This is a genomic window from Streptomyces sp. NPDC040610, assembly GCF_055594065.1.
The window spans coordinates 90728-108191 of the sequence record NZ_JBVIXA010000020.1; the positions used below are offsets into that span (position 1 = coordinate 90728).

General features: G+C 70.6%; 18 protein-coding genes and 2 pseudogenes. 7 read left to right on the forward strand and 13 right to left on the reverse strand.

All coding sequences use genetic code 11. The features are described from left to right. Positions 1-81 precede the first annotated feature (81 nt). The 6 genes from ACZ6AA_RS38820 to ACZ6AA_RS38845 all read right to left on the reverse strand — a co-directional run bounded on the left by ACZ6AA_RS38820 (position 82) and on the right by ACZ6AA_RS38845 (position 5063). Complete coding sequence (locus ACZ6AA_RS38820) at positions 82-1194, reverse strand: cupin domain-containing protein (RefSeq protein ID WP_471463180.1); 1113 nt, start codon at positions 1192-1194, stop codon at positions 82-84. Between the two features lie 32 nt (positions 1195-1226). After that, positions 1227-2750: a pyridoxal phosphate-dependent decarboxylase family protein gene (locus ACZ6AA_RS38825; RefSeq protein ID WP_471463182.1), complete on the reverse strand. Its 1524-nt coding sequence runs from the start codon at positions 2748-2750 to the stop codon at positions 1227-1229. A 21-nt stretch (positions 2751-2771) separates the two neighbouring features. Beyond that, positions 2772-3101 (reverse strand): hypothetical protein, encoded by a 330-nt coding sequence (locus ACZ6AA_RS38830; protein ID WP_468455194.1) that lies wholly within the window; start codon positions 3099-3101, stop codon positions 2772-2774. After that, a complete protein-coding gene (locus ACZ6AA_RS38835; RefSeq protein ID WP_468455192.1) occupies positions 3098-3619 on the reverse strand; it encodes a hypothetical protein in 522 nt (173 codons plus the stop codon). Before ACZ6AA_RS38835 ends, ACZ6AA_RS38830 begins: the two co-directional genes overlap by 4 nt. Positions 3620-3639: 20 nt before the next feature. Next, positions 3640-4017 (reverse strand): hypothetical protein, encoded by a 378-nt coding sequence (locus tag ACZ6AA_RS38840; protein ID WP_468483409.1) that lies wholly within the window; start codon positions 4015-4017, stop codon positions 3640-3642. Between the two features lie 140 nt (positions 4018-4157). Then, a complete protein-coding gene (locus ACZ6AA_RS38845) occupies positions 4158-5063 on the reverse strand; it encodes a LysR family transcriptional regulator (protein WP_468483410.1) in 906 nt (301 codons plus the stop codon). 74 nt (positions 5064-5137) lie between these two features. On the opposite strand from ACZ6AA_RS38845, the gene ACZ6AA_RS38850 reads away from it, so the two are divergent. Beyond that, entirely contained in the window at positions 5138-6091 is a 954-nt protein-coding gene (locus ACZ6AA_RS38850) for a DMT family transporter (protein WP_471463185.1), read from the forward strand. A 30-nt stretch (positions 6092-6121) separates the two neighbouring features. Here the strand turns inward: ACZ6AA_RS38850 and ACZ6AA_RS38855 are convergent, their stop codons facing one another. Both ACZ6AA_RS38855 and ACZ6AA_RS38860 read right to left on the reverse strand, forming a co-directional pair. Next, positions 6122-6811 (reverse strand): response regulator, encoded by a 690-nt coding sequence (locus ACZ6AA_RS38855; protein WP_468455184.1) that lies wholly within the window; start codon positions 6809-6811, stop codon positions 6122-6124. Beyond that, the gene (locus ACZ6AA_RS38860; protein ID WP_471463188.1) at positions 6808-7974 is read right to left on the reverse strand and encodes a sensor histidine kinase; all 1167 of its coding nucleotides are present in this window, start codon (positions 7972-7974) and stop codon (positions 6808-6810) included. The genes ACZ6AA_RS38855 and ACZ6AA_RS38860 overlap by 4 nt, the downstream gene beginning before the upstream one ends. A 171-nt stretch (positions 7975-8145) precedes the next feature. Between ACZ6AA_RS38860 and ACZ6AA_RS38865 the strand changes: the two genes are divergently transcribed. Further along, positions 8146-8568, forward strand: coding sequence for an ATP-binding protein (locus tag ACZ6AA_RS38865; RefSeq protein ID WP_468455180.1), 423 nt, complete (start codon positions 8146-8148; stop codon positions 8566-8568). A gap of 60 nt (positions 8569-8628) precedes the next feature. Here the strand turns inward: ACZ6AA_RS38865 and ACZ6AA_RS38870 are convergent, their stop codons facing one another. Both ACZ6AA_RS38870 and ACZ6AA_RS38875 read right to left on the reverse strand, forming a co-directional pair. Next, complete coding sequence (locus ACZ6AA_RS38870) at positions 8629-9933, reverse strand: lipase family protein (RefSeq protein WP_471463190.1); 1305 nt, start codon at positions 9931-9933, stop codon at positions 8629-8631. A gap of 126 nt (positions 9934-10059) precedes the next feature. Beyond that, a complete protein-coding gene (locus tag ACZ6AA_RS38875) occupies positions 10060-10683 on the reverse strand; it encodes a TetR/AcrR family transcriptional regulator (RefSeq protein WP_471463192.1) in 624 nt (207 codons plus the stop codon). Between the two features lie 126 nt (positions 10684-10809). Between ACZ6AA_RS38875 and ACZ6AA_RS38880 the strand changes: the two are divergent. The 4 genes and pseudogenes from ACZ6AA_RS38880 to ACZ6AA_RS38895 all read left to right on the forward strand — a co-directional run. Continuing rightward, a pseudogene (locus tag ACZ6AA_RS38880) lies at positions 10810-11894 on the forward strand (AMP-binding protein); the annotation flags it as partial. Positions 11895-12116: 222 nt separating this feature from the next. After that, entirely contained in the window at positions 12117-12446 is a 330-nt protein-coding gene (locus tag ACZ6AA_RS38885; protein ID WP_471463211.1) for an AMP-binding enzyme, read from the forward strand. Continuing rightward, positions 12443-13222: an enoyl-CoA hydratase/isomerase family protein gene (locus ACZ6AA_RS38890; protein WP_468483415.1), complete on the forward strand. Its 780-nt coding sequence runs from the start codon at positions 12443-12445 to the stop codon at positions 13220-13222. The genes ACZ6AA_RS38885 and ACZ6AA_RS38890 overlap by 4 nt, the downstream gene beginning before the upstream one ends. Further along, entirely contained in the window at positions 13219-13965 is a 747-nt protein-coding gene (locus ACZ6AA_RS38895) for an SDR family oxidoreductase (protein ID WP_471463194.1), read from the forward strand. The genes ACZ6AA_RS38890 and ACZ6AA_RS38895 overlap by 4 nt, the downstream gene beginning before the upstream one ends. Here the strand turns inward: ACZ6AA_RS38895 and ACZ6AA_RS38900 are convergent. From ACZ6AA_RS38900 to ACZ6AA_RS38910, 3 genes and pseudogenes are all read right to left on the reverse strand, one after another. Next, the gene (locus ACZ6AA_RS38900) at positions 13962-14123 is read right to left on the reverse strand and encodes a hypothetical protein (RefSeq protein ID WP_471463196.1); all 162 of its coding nucleotides are present in this window, start codon (positions 14121-14123) and stop codon (positions 13962-13964) included. The two genes, ACZ6AA_RS38895 and ACZ6AA_RS38900, sit on opposite strands and share 4 nt — an antisense overlap. 353 nt (positions 14124-14476) lie before the next feature. Beyond that, positions 14477-15913, reverse strand: a complete 1437-nt coding sequence (locus tag ACZ6AA_RS38905; protein ID WP_471463198.1) for a helix-turn-helix domain-containing protein — start codon at positions 15911-15913, stop codon at positions 14477-14479. Between the two features lie 268 nt (positions 15914-16181). Continuing rightward, positions 16182-16298, reverse strand: a pseudogene (locus tag ACZ6AA_RS38910) (pirin family protein); the annotation flags it as partial. A gap of 987 nt (positions 16299-17285) precedes the next feature. Here ACZ6AA_RS38910 and ACZ6AA_RS38915 point away from each other — a divergent pair. Further along, positions 17286-17405, forward strand: coding sequence for a universal stress protein (locus ACZ6AA_RS38915; protein WP_468455166.1), 120 nt, complete (start codon positions 17286-17288; stop codon positions 17403-17405). Positions 17406-17464 lie beyond the last annotated feature (59 nt).

Genomic DNA, 17464 nt, shown 5'->3' on the forward strand with positions numbered 1-17464 from the left:
GGGACATGGCCCGCGTGATCGCGGCACCGGCGTCCCTGGAGATCACCGCCGGACTGGAATCACGGCCGACTCGAGTCGGCTTCAGCGGGCGTCCTGTCCCGTCTGTTCCTGGTGGCCGTGGCGGGTGTCGAGGGCCTCCTCCCGGAAGAGGCCGAGGTGGCGCATGGTGGGGAAGTCGTTGAACGAGAACAGGACGGCGTCGTGTGTGGGGTCCTCGTTGGAGTGTTCGTGCCATGCCCAGGAGGGGACGCAGAAGATGTCCCCGGCCTGCCACCTCAGGCGCTGACCGGCTACGACGCAGTGGCCTCGGCCGTGGACGGCGTGGTAGACGACGGAGCCGGTGTGGCGGTGGGCGCGGGTGTGCTCGCCGGGGCGCAGGAGCTGGAGGTGGGCGGCGAGGGTCGGCGTGACCGGTCCGCCGGTGGCGGGGTTGACGCATTCCATGAGGGTTCCGTCGTACGGGGAGCCTCTCCTGGCCTCCGCGCAGGCCAGCAGCGCGCCGTAGGTCTTGCGCCAGGGGTAGAGGAGCAGGGGGCTCAGGGAGCTGTCACGGCGGCCGTCGGGTTGGAGGATGCCGCTGCCGTACTCCAGGAGGGAGGAGTTGACCGGATGGCCGCGTGCCTGGTGGCGCTCGGGGTGGAGTTCGAAGAAGTTCGCGTCAAGGGTGTTGACGAGGGGGTCGTCGGTGCCGTCCTGCCAGATGACAGGGGTGTCGCCGGAGTCGGTGCCGTGTTCGTGCCAGGTGCCGCCGGGTGTGATGACGATGTCTTTGGGACGGACTTCTAGGCGCTCGCCGTTGACGACGGTCCATGCCCCGTGGCCTTCGACGACGAACCGCAGCGCGGATGCGGCGTGGCGGTGTGCGGTCATGGATTCGGAGGGGTTCTGGAGCTGGAGGCCGCTGTAGAGGTGGCCGACGGTGGCCGGGCTGCCGTGCGGCGAGTTCACCGTGGCCGTCGTCGTGTCGCCGGGGTTGATGAGGGAGATGACGCGCAGAGCCGCGTCGTCGGCGCGCGCGTACCCGATGGACTCCAGGGCCAGTGGGCGTAGTTCCGCGTATTTCCACAGGGCAGGCAGCGAAGGGGGCCGAGGGGACCAGGGGCCGTCGCCGGTGTTCCAGCGGGGCTCCGCGCCGAGCTTGGCCAGACGCTGACGCAGACTCTCCCGTCCGGCGGTATGGGCAGAGGCGTCCATCGTGGTCATTCCTTTCGTCAGGACTGGGGTCGTCAGGACTGGGGCTTTGCGTGGTGGTCCGCGGAGTGCTGGGCGAGGAGTCGGTCCTGGCAGTCGGCGGCCACGGTGTTCAGGAGGTTCCACAGGTGTTCGATGTCGTCCCTGGTCGTCTGGATGTTGCCGATGGAGACACGCAGGACGTAGCCGCTGGTGGTGACGGCGTGGGAGATGAGCGCGGTGCGGGAGGCGGTGACGGCGTGGAGGATCTCCTCGTTGAGGGTGTCGGTCCACTGGCTGCGTTCGGCGGTCGACATGGCGGGGTGCGGCCATCGGTCGGGCTGGTAGCGCAGACAGACCAGGGGCAGGACGGACGGGGCCGGCAGGTCCCAGGACGGGTGCCGCTCCGCCTGGGCGCGCAGCCAGTCGGCGAGTTCCACGCTGTGGGTGAGGCGCTCGGCGAGGCCGGTGCGGCCGAAGGTGCGGATGGTCCACCAGATCTTCAGAGCACGGAACTGGCGGCCCAGTTGGAGGCTGTGGTTCATGTAGTCGACGGCTCCCGCGTCGTCGGGCACGCGCAGGTATTCGGGGACCAGGCGGAAGGTGTTCTCGAGCGCCCGGGGGTGTCTGCAGTACAGGGCGCTGGCTTCCATGGGGCAGAAGAGGACCTTGTGCGCGTTGACCACCATCGAGTCCGCCACCCGCAGGTTCTCCAGGTGGGGACGGAGGGTGTCGGCCAGCCTCCACAGCCCGCCATAGGCGGCGTCCACGTGGAGCCAGACGCCGAAGGCGCGGCACACCTGGGCGATCTGCGGCAGTGGGTCGATCGCCCCGGTCGCCGTGGTGCCGACGGTCGCGACGACAGCGAAGGGCCGCATGCCGTGGTCGATGTCGTGGCGGATGGCGCGTTCCAGCGCGGCCGGCGGCATCCGGCCGTCGTCGCCGGTGGCCAGGAGTACGACATTGTCGGTGCCGACGCCGAGGGCGATGGCGGCCTTCTCCACGGAGCTGTGGGCCTGGTCCGATGTGTACAGGCGCAGTCGGGGGCCGCCCGCCATGCCGCCTTCGCGCACCTTCAGGCCGGTGAGGGCGTCGCGGGCCGCGGCGAGAGCGTAGAAGGTGGCGAGTGAGGCGCCGGTGACCAGGACGGCGTCCGCGTCCGGTGGGTAGCCGGTCATCTCGGCGATCCAGGCGAGAACGGTCTTCTCGACGGCCGCGGCGGCGGGTGCGCTCTGCCAGAGCATGCCGTTCACGTTCAAGGTGGCGGTGAGGAGTTCACCGAGGATGCCCGGGCCGCTCGTGCTGTGGCTGAAGTAGGCGTGGAAGGAGGGGTGATGCCACTGGGTCAGATGCGGCACGACCTTGGCCCAGGTGTCATCCAGGACGTCGAGGAAGGGTTCGGGGTGCTCCGGCACCGGACCGGTGAACATCTCCAGGAGCGCGTCGGCGCCGATGGCGGTGGTGACGGGTTGTTCGCGTATCGACTCCAGGTGCGTTCTGATACGGGCGAGGAGGGCGCGGCCGTTGTGTTCGAGTTCGGCCGGTTCCCAGTCTCCCCGGGGGGACGGTGTCGCCGTCATCGTGCGGGCTCCTTCGTCCGTTCAGTGCCCGGGGTGGTCGTCGTCGACGTCGACGTCGAGTTCCGTCAGGATCTCGATGTGGCGCGGCCGCGAGCAGCGGCGTGCGTAGAAGTCCTGGAGGTTCGCTTCCTCGGCGCTCCGGAGCCGGTCGTGGGAGGCGCGGTCCGACCACGGGTAGACCATGAGGACCTGGGAGGGCTCGGCGGCCCTCTGGTAGAAGCGGGCGTGGCCCGACCAGCCGGAATTCCCGTGGGCGGCGGGGCCGGTGAGGTCGTCCATCTCCTGCATGGCGTACAGGGCGTCGCCGGTCGCTTCGTCGTTGAGGTACCACGTCTCGATCACTGTGATCATGATGTTTCGGCCTCCTGCTGCCGGTCGAAGAACTCCTGGAGCTGTGATGTGCCGCCGGGCACGAAGCGTTCGCAGATGAGCATGTGCTGCCTGCGGTTGCGGGCCTGGGCCTTGAACAGGGCCTGCGCCTCTTGGACCACCGTCGAGGGGATCACGCCCGCGGCCGCCTCTTGGCGGATCCGGGTCCGCACGGTGCGCACGCGCTCCACCATGTGCGTGTGGTCCCGGTTGGATTCGCCGGAGAATCCGGGGCTGAGCATCGGCGGTGCCATGGAGGGGCGGATCAACTCGGTGTACTGCCGGGTGGGGAAGTCCGCCGCGTAGCGCATGGCGGCGCTCGCCGCGTCGTAGAGCACGGTCAGGCGGCGCAGCAGCGTCACGGCGTGCGGCCAGGCGCGGGTGTCCAGGGCGTGGGGCACTTCGGCGAGCAGGCTGTTCATGGCGATCAGCTGGACGTGGAAGAGGTGATGTCCCAGCTTCCACCGCAGTACGGCCCGCGCCTGGCCAGGTGTGGGCACGGCGCCGCCGGGGCAGCCGCTCACCGGCTGTCCGGCCTCTCGGCGCCGTCCTCATCGGCTGCCGTCGCCGAGCGGTCCGGGGTGGTGGCTGCTGTTGCCCAGCGGTCCAGGGTGGTCTGCGTCAGGACGAGGAATCCCTTCAGCAGATCCCTCTCGTCGCGGTCGTCCAGGCCGCCGCCGTTCTCGCGGAGGTCGTCGAGGACCTTCTGGGTGAGGGTGACGCAGGTCCTCGACCACTCCTGGAGCCCGCCGGGCACTCGGTCGATACGGAAGTAGCGGTCGTACTCCTGAGGGCCCGACGCGCCGGTCACGGGGTCGGGGACCAGGCTCTCGGGTGGGAGGGAAATGGTGGCGATGATCCCGAAGTCCGGCTGCTCCGTGTTCCTCTCGCAGGGCATGACTGCCTCACCTCATCCGCTGGATGGTGGGCCGCGTCCGGTGTGGTGCGGCTCCGCTCGAAAGGCTGCCGGGCGGCGGATGGGCCCACCAGTGCCGAAGGATGACAACCAATGGCACCCGGTGGAGGGCGTCTCGGAGGTCAGGGCGCGGTTTGCGCGAATCCGTCGGGGACGAGGGCGTCGAGGCAGGCGCGGACGGGAGGGCTCTGTCTGCCGCCGCGCCGGACGAGCTGCACCTCGCGCCGCAGAGCGGGGCGCAGTGCCAGGAACCGCACGCCGGGGGGCGCTGGGCTTTGCGCCATGGACGGGACCAGAGCCGCCGTCAGATGGGCTGCGACCAGGGCGAGTTGGGTGGTGTAGTCGGCGACGAGGTAACGGATCTCCGGCTCGATCCCGTGACCGCGCAGGGCCTGCACCAGGGCTTCGTACGATTCGGTGCCTTGCGGGCAGCTGGCCCAGTTCAGGCCTTCCAGCTCGTGCGCCTCCAGGGCGGGGCGGTCGGCCAGCGGGTGCCGCTCGCCGACGGCCACGCACACGTCCTCGGTGCGCAGGGTCCGCACCGTGACTCCGGCGGGCAGCCGGACGGGGCGGTTGCTCCAGCTCTCCACCAGCAGCAGATCGAGGTCGTCCGTCAGGAGGGCGGGCATCATGTCGAGGACCTCGCCGTCCTTGACCATCGGTGTGAGCCGGGGGTGCTGTGCGGTCAGCGAGGCCAGCACGTCGGGGAGGAGGGCGCGGATCGCGCTGCTGACCGCGCCGATCCTCAAGGGGCCGACGACCTCGTCGTCCAGGTCGGCCAGATCGGCCTCGGCCGCGGCCACCTCCGCCATGACCGCGGCCGCGTGCGCGGCCAGCAGACGTCCGGCGTGGGTGAGCCGGACGCCGCGCCCGTGTGGTTCCAGCAGCTGGTGGCCTGCTTCCTTCTCCAGTCGGCTGAGCTGCTGGGAGACCCCCGAAGGCGTCACATGAAGCGCCTGTGCCGCTCGCGCGATGGACCCGTGGGCGAAGACCGCTGCCAGAGCACGCAGCCGTTCAAGATTGATCACATAACCCATGCTACCGAATACTGCTGACAAAACATCGCTTTTCCTTATCATTTGCGTGGTTCACAGTGGTCAGCATGGATACCGGAAAGGCGACCGCACCCCACCCGCGGCAGACCACGCACCACCGCACCGGACCGGCCGGCGGCACGAGTCCGGTACTGATGATGATCATCGGAGGGCTGTGCATCGCCTCCTCCGCCGTGTTCGTGAAGCTGTCCGGAACCAGCGCGGGCACGGCCGCGTTCCTGCGGTGCGCCATCGCCCTGACGGTCCTCGGCCCCCTCGCCGTCCGCGAGTACAACCGCCTCGGCGGCCGCCCCTTCCAGCTCCTGGCGAGCGACGCCGCGGCGGGACTGCTCCTGGGCATCGACTACGTCCTGTGGGCCGCGGCCATCCAGCAGGTGGGCGCCTCCATCGCGACCGTCCTCATCAACATCCAGGTCATCGTCTTCCCCCTGCTGGCCCGGGCGTTCTCCAAGACGCCCCTCACCCGGCGCTTCCTGCTGACCGTCCCGTTCATGCTCACCGGCGTGGCTCTCGCCAGCGGGGCCGTCGGCGCGCCCCAGGAGGCGAGCGATCCGCTGCGCGGGGCGCTCTACGGGAGCATCGCCGGATGCGCGTACGCCGGCTACCTCTATCTCATCCGTCTCGGAGGCGGACACCAGCACACCGTCCACCCCGTCTTCACCTCCACGCTCACCGCCGCGATCGCCGCGGCCGTCTTCGGCGGACTCTGGACCGGCATCGACCTGCCCACCACCCCGAGCGCCTGGGGCTGGCTCGCCGCCCTGGCCCTCATCGGCCAGGTCGCCGCCTGGCTGATCATCACGCCCGCCCTGCCCCGGCTCAGCCCCAACACCGCCGCCGCCCTGCTCCTGCTGCACCCCGTCATGGCCATGGGACTCGGCATCGCGATCGGTGAACGTCCCGCGCCCTTGCAGTACGTCGGCTGCGCCCTCGTCGTCACCGCGGTGTGGCACGCGCAGAACCATCCCCGCGCACGGGCGCCCCGGCCCCGGTCGCGCTGAGCCGGGCCGCCCCGCCCGCCGAGGAGCCGCTCAGGGAGCCGGGGATTCGGGCTCCGCCTCGTCGGCGGGTGCGAGTCCGGCCTCGAAGGCCATCCGGGCCGCCTGGACCCGGTTGGCGGCGCCGATCTTCGCCATCATCCGGCTGACGTGCCCCTTCACCGTCCCCTCCCCCATGTGGAGGGCCGCGGCGATCTCCGCGTTCGGCAGGCCGCGGGCGAGCAGCACCAGAACCTGCCGTTCCCGGCCGGTCAGGCGCTCCAGCTCCTTCGCGTGCCGCTGCTCGGCGGCGGGGGCGACGGGCCGGGCACGCCGGGCGTCGATGACGGAGCGGGTGACGGCCGGGGACAGGACCGCGTCGCCGCGCGCCACGATCCGGATGCCCTCGACGAGGTCCTTGGGCGGGGTGTCCTTGAGGAGGAAGCCCGCCGCCCCCGCGCGCAGCGCCTCGTCGATGTAGTCGTCGACGGCGAAGGTGGTCAGAACGATCACGGTGGGCGGCGACGGCAGCGCGCCGATCGCCCTGGCCGCCGCGATGCCGTCGGTGCCGGGCATACGGATGTCGAGGAGGACGACGTCGGGGGCGAGTTCACGCGCGGCCGTCACGGCGGCGTCGCCGTCCTCGACCACTCCCACGACGTCGATGTCGTCCTGCAGGCCGAGGATGAGTTCCAGTCCACTGCGGATGAGCGCCTCGTCGTCGGCGATGAGTACGCGGATCATGGCTCGGTCTCCGTGCTGGGCGGCTGCCGCAGGCCGGTGAGGGGCGGCAGGGGAATCAGTGCTTCGATGCGGAAACCGCCGTCGGGGGTCGGGGCGGCCTGGAGGGTTCCTCTCAGGAGCGTGACACGCTCGCGCATGCCCAGCAGGCCGTGGCCGCCCGCGGGCAGCGTCGTCGGACTGTCGGCGCGCGGACCGGGAGGAAGGTTGACGACCCGTACGGTGAGCCGGTGCTCGGCGCGGATGATGTCCACGGTCGTCGCGGCGCCGGGCGCGTGCTTGACGACGTTGGTGAGGGCTTCCTGGACCACCCGGTAGACGGTCCGTCCGTACTGCGGCTCCAGCGAGGCGAGGCCGCCCTCCTGGTGCAGCCGCACCGCCAGGCCGCTCTCCCTGGCGTGGGCCAGCAGCGCGGGGAGGTCCTCCACGGTCGGCAGCGGCATCCGCTCACCCCGTCCCGTGTCCTTGAGCAGTCCGAGCGCGGTGCGCAGCTCGCCCAGGACGCCCCGGCCGAGCGCCTGCAGCGTCAGTGCCTCTTCGACGGCCCACTCGGCCCGGCGGTTCTCCGCCGCCATCTGCAGGGCGCCCGCCCGGAACACCATGTGACTCACCCCGTGAGCGACCACGTCGTGCATCTCCCGGCCGATCCGGCGGCGCTCCTGCGCCGTGGCCCGCTCGTCGAGGAGCACGCGTTCACGCTCCATGTACTCCAGCCGCTCCTGCCGCCCGGCGATGAAGAGTCCCAGCAGCAGGGGGGTCACGGAGAACACGATGTAGTGCGGGAAGAGCTGGGCCATCGTCGACCCGTGCCCGTACCAGTACACCAGAGCGTGCGAGACGCCGGACGCCGCCAGGACCGCGCCCTGCATCCTCCGTGAGCGGACGCTGGTCCCGACGGTGAACATGGCCACGGCCTCGGCGGCGGGGTAGAAACTGACCAGGTCGGCCGCGACGGCAAGGACGGCGACCGCGAGGGGCCAACGCCTGCGCAGCAGGAGCAGGGCACTCAGCGCGATCCACACCGCGACATCGCCCCAGCGCGCCCCGTCCAACCGCCAGTCCCCGGCGGACCGCAGGAGCAGGTCCCGCACCTGGTACACGGCCGCGCCCAGGGCCAGGACGACGTCGCACAGCCGGATCCGCCAGCGGCCGCCACAGCCGTTCACTGAGGGGTCCTCCCTCCGCCCGCGCTCCGGCAGGCCGGACACGATGAACCATCGATGAGAGCCACCACCGACCACCGACCGACAAATCAAGACAAAAGGGTCAGGAGTCCCGGCTGTGTCGACCGTAACGTTGGAACGCGCCCTCCACCCCCTCACACGGGAAGGCCGATCATGTCCACCGCCCGCTTCGACCTGCCCGCCACCGCCCGTGAAGTGGCCCCCGCCCGCCGTCGCGTGCTGCGGCAGCTACGGGCCTGGGAGTCCGCCCTCGACGACGTGACGGCCGCGGACGTCGAGCTCGTCGTCTCCGAACTCGTCACCAACGCCGTACTGCACTCCGGAGGAAGCCGCGTAGGCGTCGCCCTGCACGTCAGCGGGAAACCGGGCCACCGCCGACTCCGGATCGACGTGTCCGACCACGGCGACCTCGCCCACGGCCGCCGACGGACGCCCGCGCACGCCGAACAGGAGTCAGGCAGGGGACTCGCCCTTGTCGAAGCCCTGGCCGTCCGCAGCGGTGCGACGTGCACCGAGGACGGCAAGGACTGCTGGGCCGAACTGACGATCCCCTGCCGGAGCGACCCGGAGCGGTGAGCACGGGCGGGGGGAGCCACCGGCTTCGCCCGTGGGAACGCCATCGCCACCGAGAGGCGGTCAGGGACAGTCGCCCCGCCCTGCGGGCCGACCCGCGAACCGTGCTGTCAGCCAGGCCACGGCCGGCGGTCCGCCCACCAGGTACCCCCCGAAGTGGTCGACCAGAGGCATGGTCAGGGTGTCGACGGGGACGCCCTTGCGGCAGTAGGCCGTCCGCAGAATCTGCACGCCCGCGGAGGAGACGATCTGATCGGCGGTCCCGTGGTAGACGAAGAGGGGCATGTCGGGCTTCCTGTGCCCGTACTCGACCTCCTTGAACTTCGCCTTCCAGCGAGGGTCTTGCAGAGGGCTGCGGCTGAACGCGTCCTCGAACCGCAGGAACGGGAATCCGAAGACGAGGTCGAGCAGTCCGGAGCGGTCGATCCGTCGGTACAACTCACGGCCCTTCGCCGTCATCAGCTCGTCGTAGGGCAGTTCGGGATAGGCGTTGTGGAAGCCCTGGATGGTGGCCAGCGATACGCCGAAGACCGGTGTGCCCTCCTCGTAGCGCAGCAGCGCCTCCAGGTTCTTGATCGCGCTGCCGCCCACAGCGGTGCCCACGACCTTCAGATCCGGTGCGTAGTCAGGGTGGAGCTCCGCCGCCGCCAGCGCGGCGACACCGCCTTCCGAGTATCCCCACAGGCCCACCGGGGTGGTGGGCGCCAGCCCGGTACCGGGCAGTCGCTGCGCCGCTCGTGCCGAGTCCAGCGCCTGACGGCCGAGGGCCGGTGGTACGAGGTAGACGTGTCTGCCGTCCTGACCGGCACCTTGATAGTCGGTCATGGCGAAGGCCCAGCCCAGGCCGAGCGCGGGCGGCAGGGAGCCGATCTCCTCGTACTCCGTGCCCAGGCGGAGTTGGTACCCCAGCATGCTGTTCGCGGCCTGGCCCTGTGTCCCGGGCGGATAGGCGACCAGCGGCCGGTTCCCCGTATGCGGCAGGGCGGGCACGATCACTGTGCCCGACACGGCGATCCGTTCACCGGTCGCCGATTCGGTCAGGTACAGCATCTGCCAGGCGTGCACCGGGAAGGGCAGCGGCCCGAGTTTCACCGTGGACTTCCGGTAACGGATCACGTCTCCCGGCTCGCCCTGGGGAAGCGGTACGGGCGGCCGGTAGAAGGCGTCCCGTGCCGGCGGGACCGGCGCCTGTCCGGCGACCGAAGGAAACTCTTCAGGGACGAGCGACGAGACGGCCGGTCCGCTCTCTCGCGCGGGAGCGGCGGCCTGCCCGGCGGCGGGCGACGTCACGGTGAAGGCGAAGAAGCTGATGGCAGCCGCGAGGACCACAACCCACCGATGGTGGCCCGGCTTCGCCAAAGGGGACATCGAACGCTCCGATTCGCCGGTGAGCCACTCCTGCACCCCCGATCCTGGGTTCCTCGCGGCGCGGGCCGCCACCCGGCAGGACCGTACGAGCGAGACCGGCGCTTCCCCAGGGCCACGGCCCTGCCCTCACGCCGGGCGCAGGCCGTCGAGCAGCAGATCCCCGAGTTCGGAGCAGGCGTCTCCCGCGGAGAGGCCGGTCTTCTCCAGGAGCGCGCCGGACTGGACCGCGTCGATGACCACACCCACCACCTGGGCGGCGAAATGGCCGTTGAGCTCGCGGAAGGCGCCGACCCGCACGCCCGCGTCGACCAGATCGCGGACGCGCTGCGCCGCGGCCGCCGAGTTCTGGCGGTAGATGTGCGCGGTGGGTTCGTAGCCGACCATGTCGTCGTAGAAGGCGTGGGAGTGCCGTCGCATGGCGGTGCCGACACCCGCGAGGTAGGTACGGATCCGCTGCCGGGGGTCGGCCTCGGCCTCGATGGCCCGTTCGATCTCCGCCGTGGCCTCTTTGAAGAAGGTGCGCGTGACGGCCAGTACCAGCTGTTCCTTGGTGGCGGCCAGGCTGTACAGCGTCGCCTTCGAGCAACCCAGCCGCTGGGCGAGGTCGTCCATCGTCACCGTGGTGAAGCCCTCGGCCAGGATGACCGCCTCGGCCTTGCGCAGCAGATCCTCCCGGCGCGCGGTGTCCACGACTCTGCGACGTGGCGTCCGACGGGGGCGCCGGTCGCGCATCTCGGGTGTGGCCGTCACGGGGCCAGTCTGGCACGGCCCGATCCAGGACTGCCGGTGCCGCCACCGGTCGGGCTGCGTCCCGTCGGCCCCCGTGGGACAATTAGGACAGTACTTCCGTACTCCGAAAAGTACCCTGGAGTTGTCATGACCGACCTTCAAAGGGTGACGTCACAGCTGATCAGCGAGTACTCCGGCGCCGACGCGGATGTGGCCTGGCTGCTCTGCGACCGGCATCCGTCCGACGCGCCGGCCTTCACCGTGATCGCGGAAGACCTCACGGCCCGTGAGGTCACCTTCGGAGAGCTGCGAAGACGCTCGACGGAGTGCGCGGCGGCCCTGTCCGGGCTGGGTGTGGGCGCCGGAGACCGGGTCGCCACACTCATGGGGAAGAGCGTCGACCTCGTCTCCGTGCTGCTGGGCATCTGGCGGCTCGGCGCGGTCTACGTACCGCTGTTCACCGCTTTCGGCCCCCAGGCCATCGGCACCCGCATGGCCCGGAGCCAGGCGCGCGTCATCGTCACGGACGCCGAGCATCGCACCAAGCTCCGGCCCGGCCCGGACCTGCCCGCCGAGCGCCCCTGGCTCACCGTGACCGCCGCGGACGAGGTGGGTCCCGGCGAGTACGACCTGGCCGCACTGCGACGAGCCGCGGACCCGGCGGCCCTTCCGGAGCGCCCCAGGGGCGGCGGCCGTCCGCTGATCCACATGTTCACCTCCGGCACCACCGGCGCCCCCAAGAGTGTCGTCCAACCCGTCGCGCACATCGCCACCTGGCTGAACTACCTCGAACACGGCCTGGGCCTCACCCGCGACGACGTCTACTGGTGCGCGGCTGGGCCTACGGCCTTTCCAACGCGGTGGGCGGACCACTGGCGGCCGGGCTCCACAGTGTGCTGCTGTCCGGCCCCTTCGACACGGCCAGAACCTGGTCCGTCCTGAGGGACCAGGCGGTGACGAACTTCGCCGCGGCCCCGACGGTCTACCGCGCGCTGCGCGCCTCCGGCCCCGTTCCTGACGGAGTACGACTGCGCTGCGCCTCCAGCGCCGGGGAACCCCTGACCCCGGAGGTCTCCGCCTGGGCCCGGCGCGAGCTCGGCGTCCGCGTGCGCGACCACTTCGGGCAGACCGAGCTGGGCATGGTGCTCGCCGACTGCTGGCATCCGGCGCTGGCCCGGCCGGTCAAACCGCGTTCCATGGGCCGCTGTCTGCCCGGCTGGCAGCTGAAGGTGCTGGACCGCGTGTCCGACGAGCCGGTCGAGGCCGGAGTCGTGGGGCGCATCGCGGTCGACGTGCGCAACAGCCCTCTGATGACCTTCGACGGCTACCAGGGCGCGGAGCACCGCACGGAGAGGTTCACCGCGGACGGCACGGCCTACCTCACCGGCGATCTGGGGCACATGGACGACGACGGCGACTTCTTCTTCGCCGCACGCGACGACGACGTGATCCTCATGGCCGGCTACCGCATCGGCCCCTTCGACGTCGAGTCCGTGCTGCTGCAGCACCCCGGCGTCGCCGAATGCGCGGCCGTCGGCGCGCCGGACGAGGTGCGCGGCGAAGTCCTGGAGGTCTACGTCGTGCCCGGCGCGGACACCACCGGCACCCCCGAACTGGGCGCGGAGCTCCAGGAGTGGGTGAAGCAGCGGTACGCGGCCCACGCCTATCCCCGCGCCGTGCACTTCCTCGACAGCCTGCCCAAGACCCCCAGCGGCAAGATCCAGCGCAGCGTCCTGCGGCGCCGACGCGCCCCGCACGGCGCCGGCAGGGAGGTGACGACGTGAACGACTGTCTCCTCGTACAGCAGCGCGGCGCGGTGCGCTGGCTCCGCCTGAACAGGCCGCACCGGCGCAACGCCCTCGACCCCACGCTCATCGAAGGCCTCGACCGGGCTCTTCGTCAGGCCGAAGCCGATGCGGGCACCGCGGTCCTGGCGATCGCCGGGCAGGGGCGGAGCTTCTGCGCCGGGGCGGACCTGGGCCACCTGGCGGACGTCGCCGCGTCGGGGCACCACCCCATGGCGTTCCTCTCCCAGGTGTCGGCGCTCCTCACGCGGATCGAGACCTCGCGTCTTCCCGTCGTCGCCGCGATCCACGGACACGCGGTCGCCGGAGGACTGGAACTGGCCCTCGCCTGCGACGTGGTGGTCGCCGCGGACGACGCGCTGATCGGCGACGGCCATGTGCGCAACCAGCTGCTCCCGGCGGGAGGCGCGAGCGTCCGGCTGCCCCGCCGTCTGGGTGCCAACGCGGCCCGCTATCTGATGCTGACGGGGCGGCTGGTTCCCGCCCGGGAGGCCCTGTTCGGCGGCTGGCTCCACGCGACCGTTCCCGCCGCCCGTCTGGAGAGCGCCGTCCAGGACGTCGCCGAAGAATTGGCGGCAGCGGCAGGGCCCGCCCAGGCCCGTGTCAAACAACTGCTGGGCGACACCGAGTCCGTCCCCGCCGGAGCGGGGACGGAAGCCGAACTGGCCACGTTCGCCGCGCACTGGGACTCCGTCCCCGTCGCCGACACGCTGCGCGCCTTCCTGGGCGGCCACGCGGAGGTGCCCCGACCGTGAACAGATACCAGGACCAGATCGTCGCGATCACCGGAGCCGCTCAAGGGCTCGGGCTGGCCATGGCGGAGCGCTTCGCCGCCGAGGGCGCCACCGTGGCGCTGGCCGACCGCGACGGGCCCGCCGTCGCCAAGGCCGCGGCCGGGCTCTCCCGTCCAGGGCGGGCCGCCGAGGTGGACGTGTCCTCCTCGTCCGAGGTCACCGACTGGATCGCGGACGTCGACGGGGCCCACGGCCGCATCGACGTACTCGTCAACAACGCGGGCATCATCCGTGACAACCGGGCCGAGAACATCAGCGACGAGGACTGGGACGACGTCCTGGGCGTGAACGCGACAGGGGTCTTCTACGGAATCCGGGCCGTCCTCCCCGTCATGCGACGCCGCCGCTACGGCCGCGTCCTGTCGTTCTCCTCGATGTCGTGGCGCGGCAACTTCGGCCAGGCCAACTACGTCGCGGCGAAGGCCGGTGTGGTCGGGCTGACCCGCGCCCTGGCGCTGGAGACGGCACGGCAGGGCATCACCGTCAACGCGATCGCGCCCGGCCTCATCGAGACTCCCATGCTGGCCTCGATGGACGACCGGGCCCGCGACACGCTCACGGCCAGGATCCCCATGCGTCACACCGGCGCCTCCACCGACATCGCCGAAGCCGCCGTGTTCCTGTGCTCGCCGGGCGCCCGCTACATCACCGGCGTGGTGCTCGACGTCGACGGAGGCATCGGCATCGGCTCCTCCATCCACTAAGCCGACGCATCTGAGCCGTATCCGCCCTCGCTGAACCGCTCGTACACCGCGGGCGCGTCGGCCAGAGCGAAGGCTTCGGCGACACGCAGCGTCAGCCGCCCTGCGTCGACCTCCGACACCAGAGCGGCCAGCCGCTGTCCGTCGGGGGCCTGCTGCACCGTAGCGAGTGGCGACGGCGCAGAAGCCCCTGATCCGGGTGATGGCTCGTTCGACGGTGTTGGGTTTCTTGTGTCGCTCGCCGTCGCCACGACGGCGCGGCATCCGTCATCGGCCAGGTACCAAGAGGAGGTCCCGGGGGCGAATGGCAGCGGAGTTCCATCCGGTCGGATGGTTCAGGTCCAGCCGGAAGGCGGATGGCCCCGAGCGGCCACTTCCACAATGATCACGAAAGCCAGGCAGGGCGGCGCCCAGCACGCATTCGAACCGTGCACTTCGTCCGGCACGAGGGAATCTGGGGGCATGAAGTCTGCAATGCACTCATGCCCGTTACCCACCTACATCCCAGAGAGAATTACCTGTCAAGAGATGAAGCGTTCACCGAACAGCAGACCCAGAATGCTTGGCGCTGCCGTTGGAGCCGCGACGTTAGCCGAGGACGGAAAGAACATCTTCCCGGAGACTGGAAAGTCTCTGAGCGCCGCTGAAATCGCAGAATTCGAGCCGCCCGCCGCCGCGCCCTCCGACGCGCCGGAGGAGGTGGAGACGCCCGAAGAGACCGATGTGGATCCGGAAGCAGGGCCGACCAAACCCGCAGTTCAGCTTGCTCCTGCTGGATGATGAAAGGCGAAGGGACCGGTCCGTCCGGGCCGGCCGCGGCCTTCGCGTCGGTGAGCGGAAGGAGCCACTTCAGTGCTTCACGGGGCTGGTCCTGATGCAGCAAGGACAGGCCCGTACAGAGCCTGAGACGCATGTCGTCGAGGTCCCTGACCGGGAGACCGTCCGCCACGGCGGGCTGCCCGTGACTGTTGCTCAGCTCGTGGCCCGCCCGCTCCAGGAGCCCGACGCCGGACGACTTCTCTCCCCTACGGGACAAGGCCAGCGCTTCCCAGCTGTCCACCAGCGCCGCCAGACGCGGAGGAAGCTCCGGCGCGGCGCTCCGTGCGGCGCCCAGTACCGACAGGGCGTCTTTCGGTGTCCCGGCCACGGCATGGAGCCCGCCCAGATCCGCCAGGCAGACGACGCTCTGGCGCCACGCCCCGACGGCGGTCGCGGCCCGCAGCGCGGCCAGGCTGTGAGATTCCGCGGTGGCGAAGTCGCCCAGGCACGTACTGAGGCAGGCGCAGAGTCGGCCGGTCCGCGCCACAAGGTAGAGCAGCCGCGCACCGGCCCGCCGGTCGTAGCCCGCGCCGGTGAGCAGTCCGGTGACCAGCCGGTACTCCGCACGTGCGGCGTGGTAGAAGGCACCCGGCGTGGCCGGGGAGCCCGCCTCCTGCCGCTCCAGGGCCCCTACCCGGCTTTCGATCCAGTCCAGCGATTCGGGCGGAACGGCATGGCCGTCGTGGGTGGGTGCCGGTCGCGGGTGCTCCAGAGCGGCCAGCGCCTCCTTGAGCTGCGCCTGGAGCGCCGAGCCTCTCAACGCGAGGACCAGCGGGAAGGCACCCCCGTCGTCGGCGATACCGGCGACATCACGCGCGGCGTCGACCGCGCCCTGCGGAGACCAAGGCCCGTCGGCCGCTGACCGTCCCGGGGCGGCCGCCGTCAGCCACATCGGCCACCCGAGACGCAGCACCTCGGCTTCGGCCACACCGTGGATGCGCGCGATGGCGAGCTGCGCGGTCGGCGACGGCACGGTCCGCCCCGATTCCCAGCGCGACACCTTCTCCCGGCGCGCGACCAGGGGCCCGAACCCCATCGCCGCGTGGGTATCGGCGACCACCTGCGCGTAGGCGGCATGCGACAGGCCGACGGACGCCCGCAGGACCGCCAGTGGATGCTGTGCCACGCCCATCACGCGCACTCCGTAGAGGGGGAACTGTCCCAGATTGTCGACAACCCCAGCGTAGGGCGCCGTGCGTAACCGCGCAGAGCCGCACGGTTCGCCGCTGCCAGCGCCTCGAAGGCGTACCCACGTACGATCCGGGAAGCCCGACGAGGGCGGGAACACACAGCCTGCTGTCCGCCACAATCAGAGAAACCTGCGTGTGCCGGGCGACTGCGAGCACCTTGCTGCGCCACGAGCCGCGGCTTGCGCCACACCTGCTCAGCTCAGCGCACCCCCCCCGCGGCTTCAGCGCCACCGGCGGCAGCTCAGGGGCAGGCAACGGCGCCCCGTCGCACCCCTTCACCTCACCGAACCGAGACCCCGTCATCCAATCCGCCCGCGCCCGCTCAAGGAAACGGCGAGCGGGCGCACACCGACGTGCACCGGGGCCGGGGCGACAGCGGGCGGTGCACTCATCAACGAGTGGCGGTGAACAGGACGTTCAATCCATTCCCTAGATCCACGCCCTCCTTGGGGAGTGTCTCGTCGGCGAGCTGATTGCAGCGGTCGATCTCTGGCATATACGTCTCCGCCCAGGCCCTCAAGGCAGAGAGCGGGCCTTGAGGGACAGGCCACATAGCCCTGACCGCAGGCGAGTTGACGCACGACGGCTCTTCGGGGCTCGTGCGGCACCTCGTCAACGCGCCCCGTCGTCCCGAACGGTCCGGACCGCAGATCACCAAGGCTCACCCTCCGATCGCTACAGAAGACGGTTTACTTCACCGCATCGAGGGCACGGGAGCACATCTCCCAGCCTCACCATCTTAACGGTCCACTTCTTTCCACAGTCTCCGCATTTGACGAATCTTGCCCCGCAGTCGCCGCACTTGAAAAAGGCTGCATCCTCGTCGTATGCCAACTCGCCGTATACCCTCTTTACCCATCGCCATGGTGACGCCAAGTCAGAAATCGCCACTGCTGCATTTACCAGATCTCCGCCATCTGTATTCTTGGACTTGCATGCAGGGCATTTCATTGGCAGCCTCCCCCATCACTGCTCCAGCCACAATATCCATTACCGCTCGCCGTGTACGGAAGTCTCCGCGATCTGGTGTGCTGCGCGTCGAAAGCCCGGGGCGAGTCCGTGGTGCGTCATGGCCCGCAGGTCCTGGCCTGCTCACAGGCCCCCGCCGTCGGCGAGACTGCCCACCTTGCCGGACCTCACAGTTCGACGCCGAGCCCGGTGCGACGGTCACCTCCAGCGCCATGCGCCACCGCGAACCTCCTCGTCCCAGGACCGAACGCCCGAGGTCGGGACCATCGGCCCCTTCAGCCGCGGGCTCGGCATGACGAGGCTCGGAGCACTCCCGCGTACCCCAAGACCACGGAGGTCTCCCTGATGCGACCCGTCACCGCCGGTCTGGACGGCTCCCCCGAAAGCCTGACCGCCGCAGAATGGGCCGCGCGCGAGGCCCAGCGCCGTGGCCTTCCCCTGCGGCTGGTGCCGACCTGGATCTGACGTCAGCAGGACGTGCCCGTCACGGAGGATCTGGACACCCAGAAGCACTGGGCCCTGAG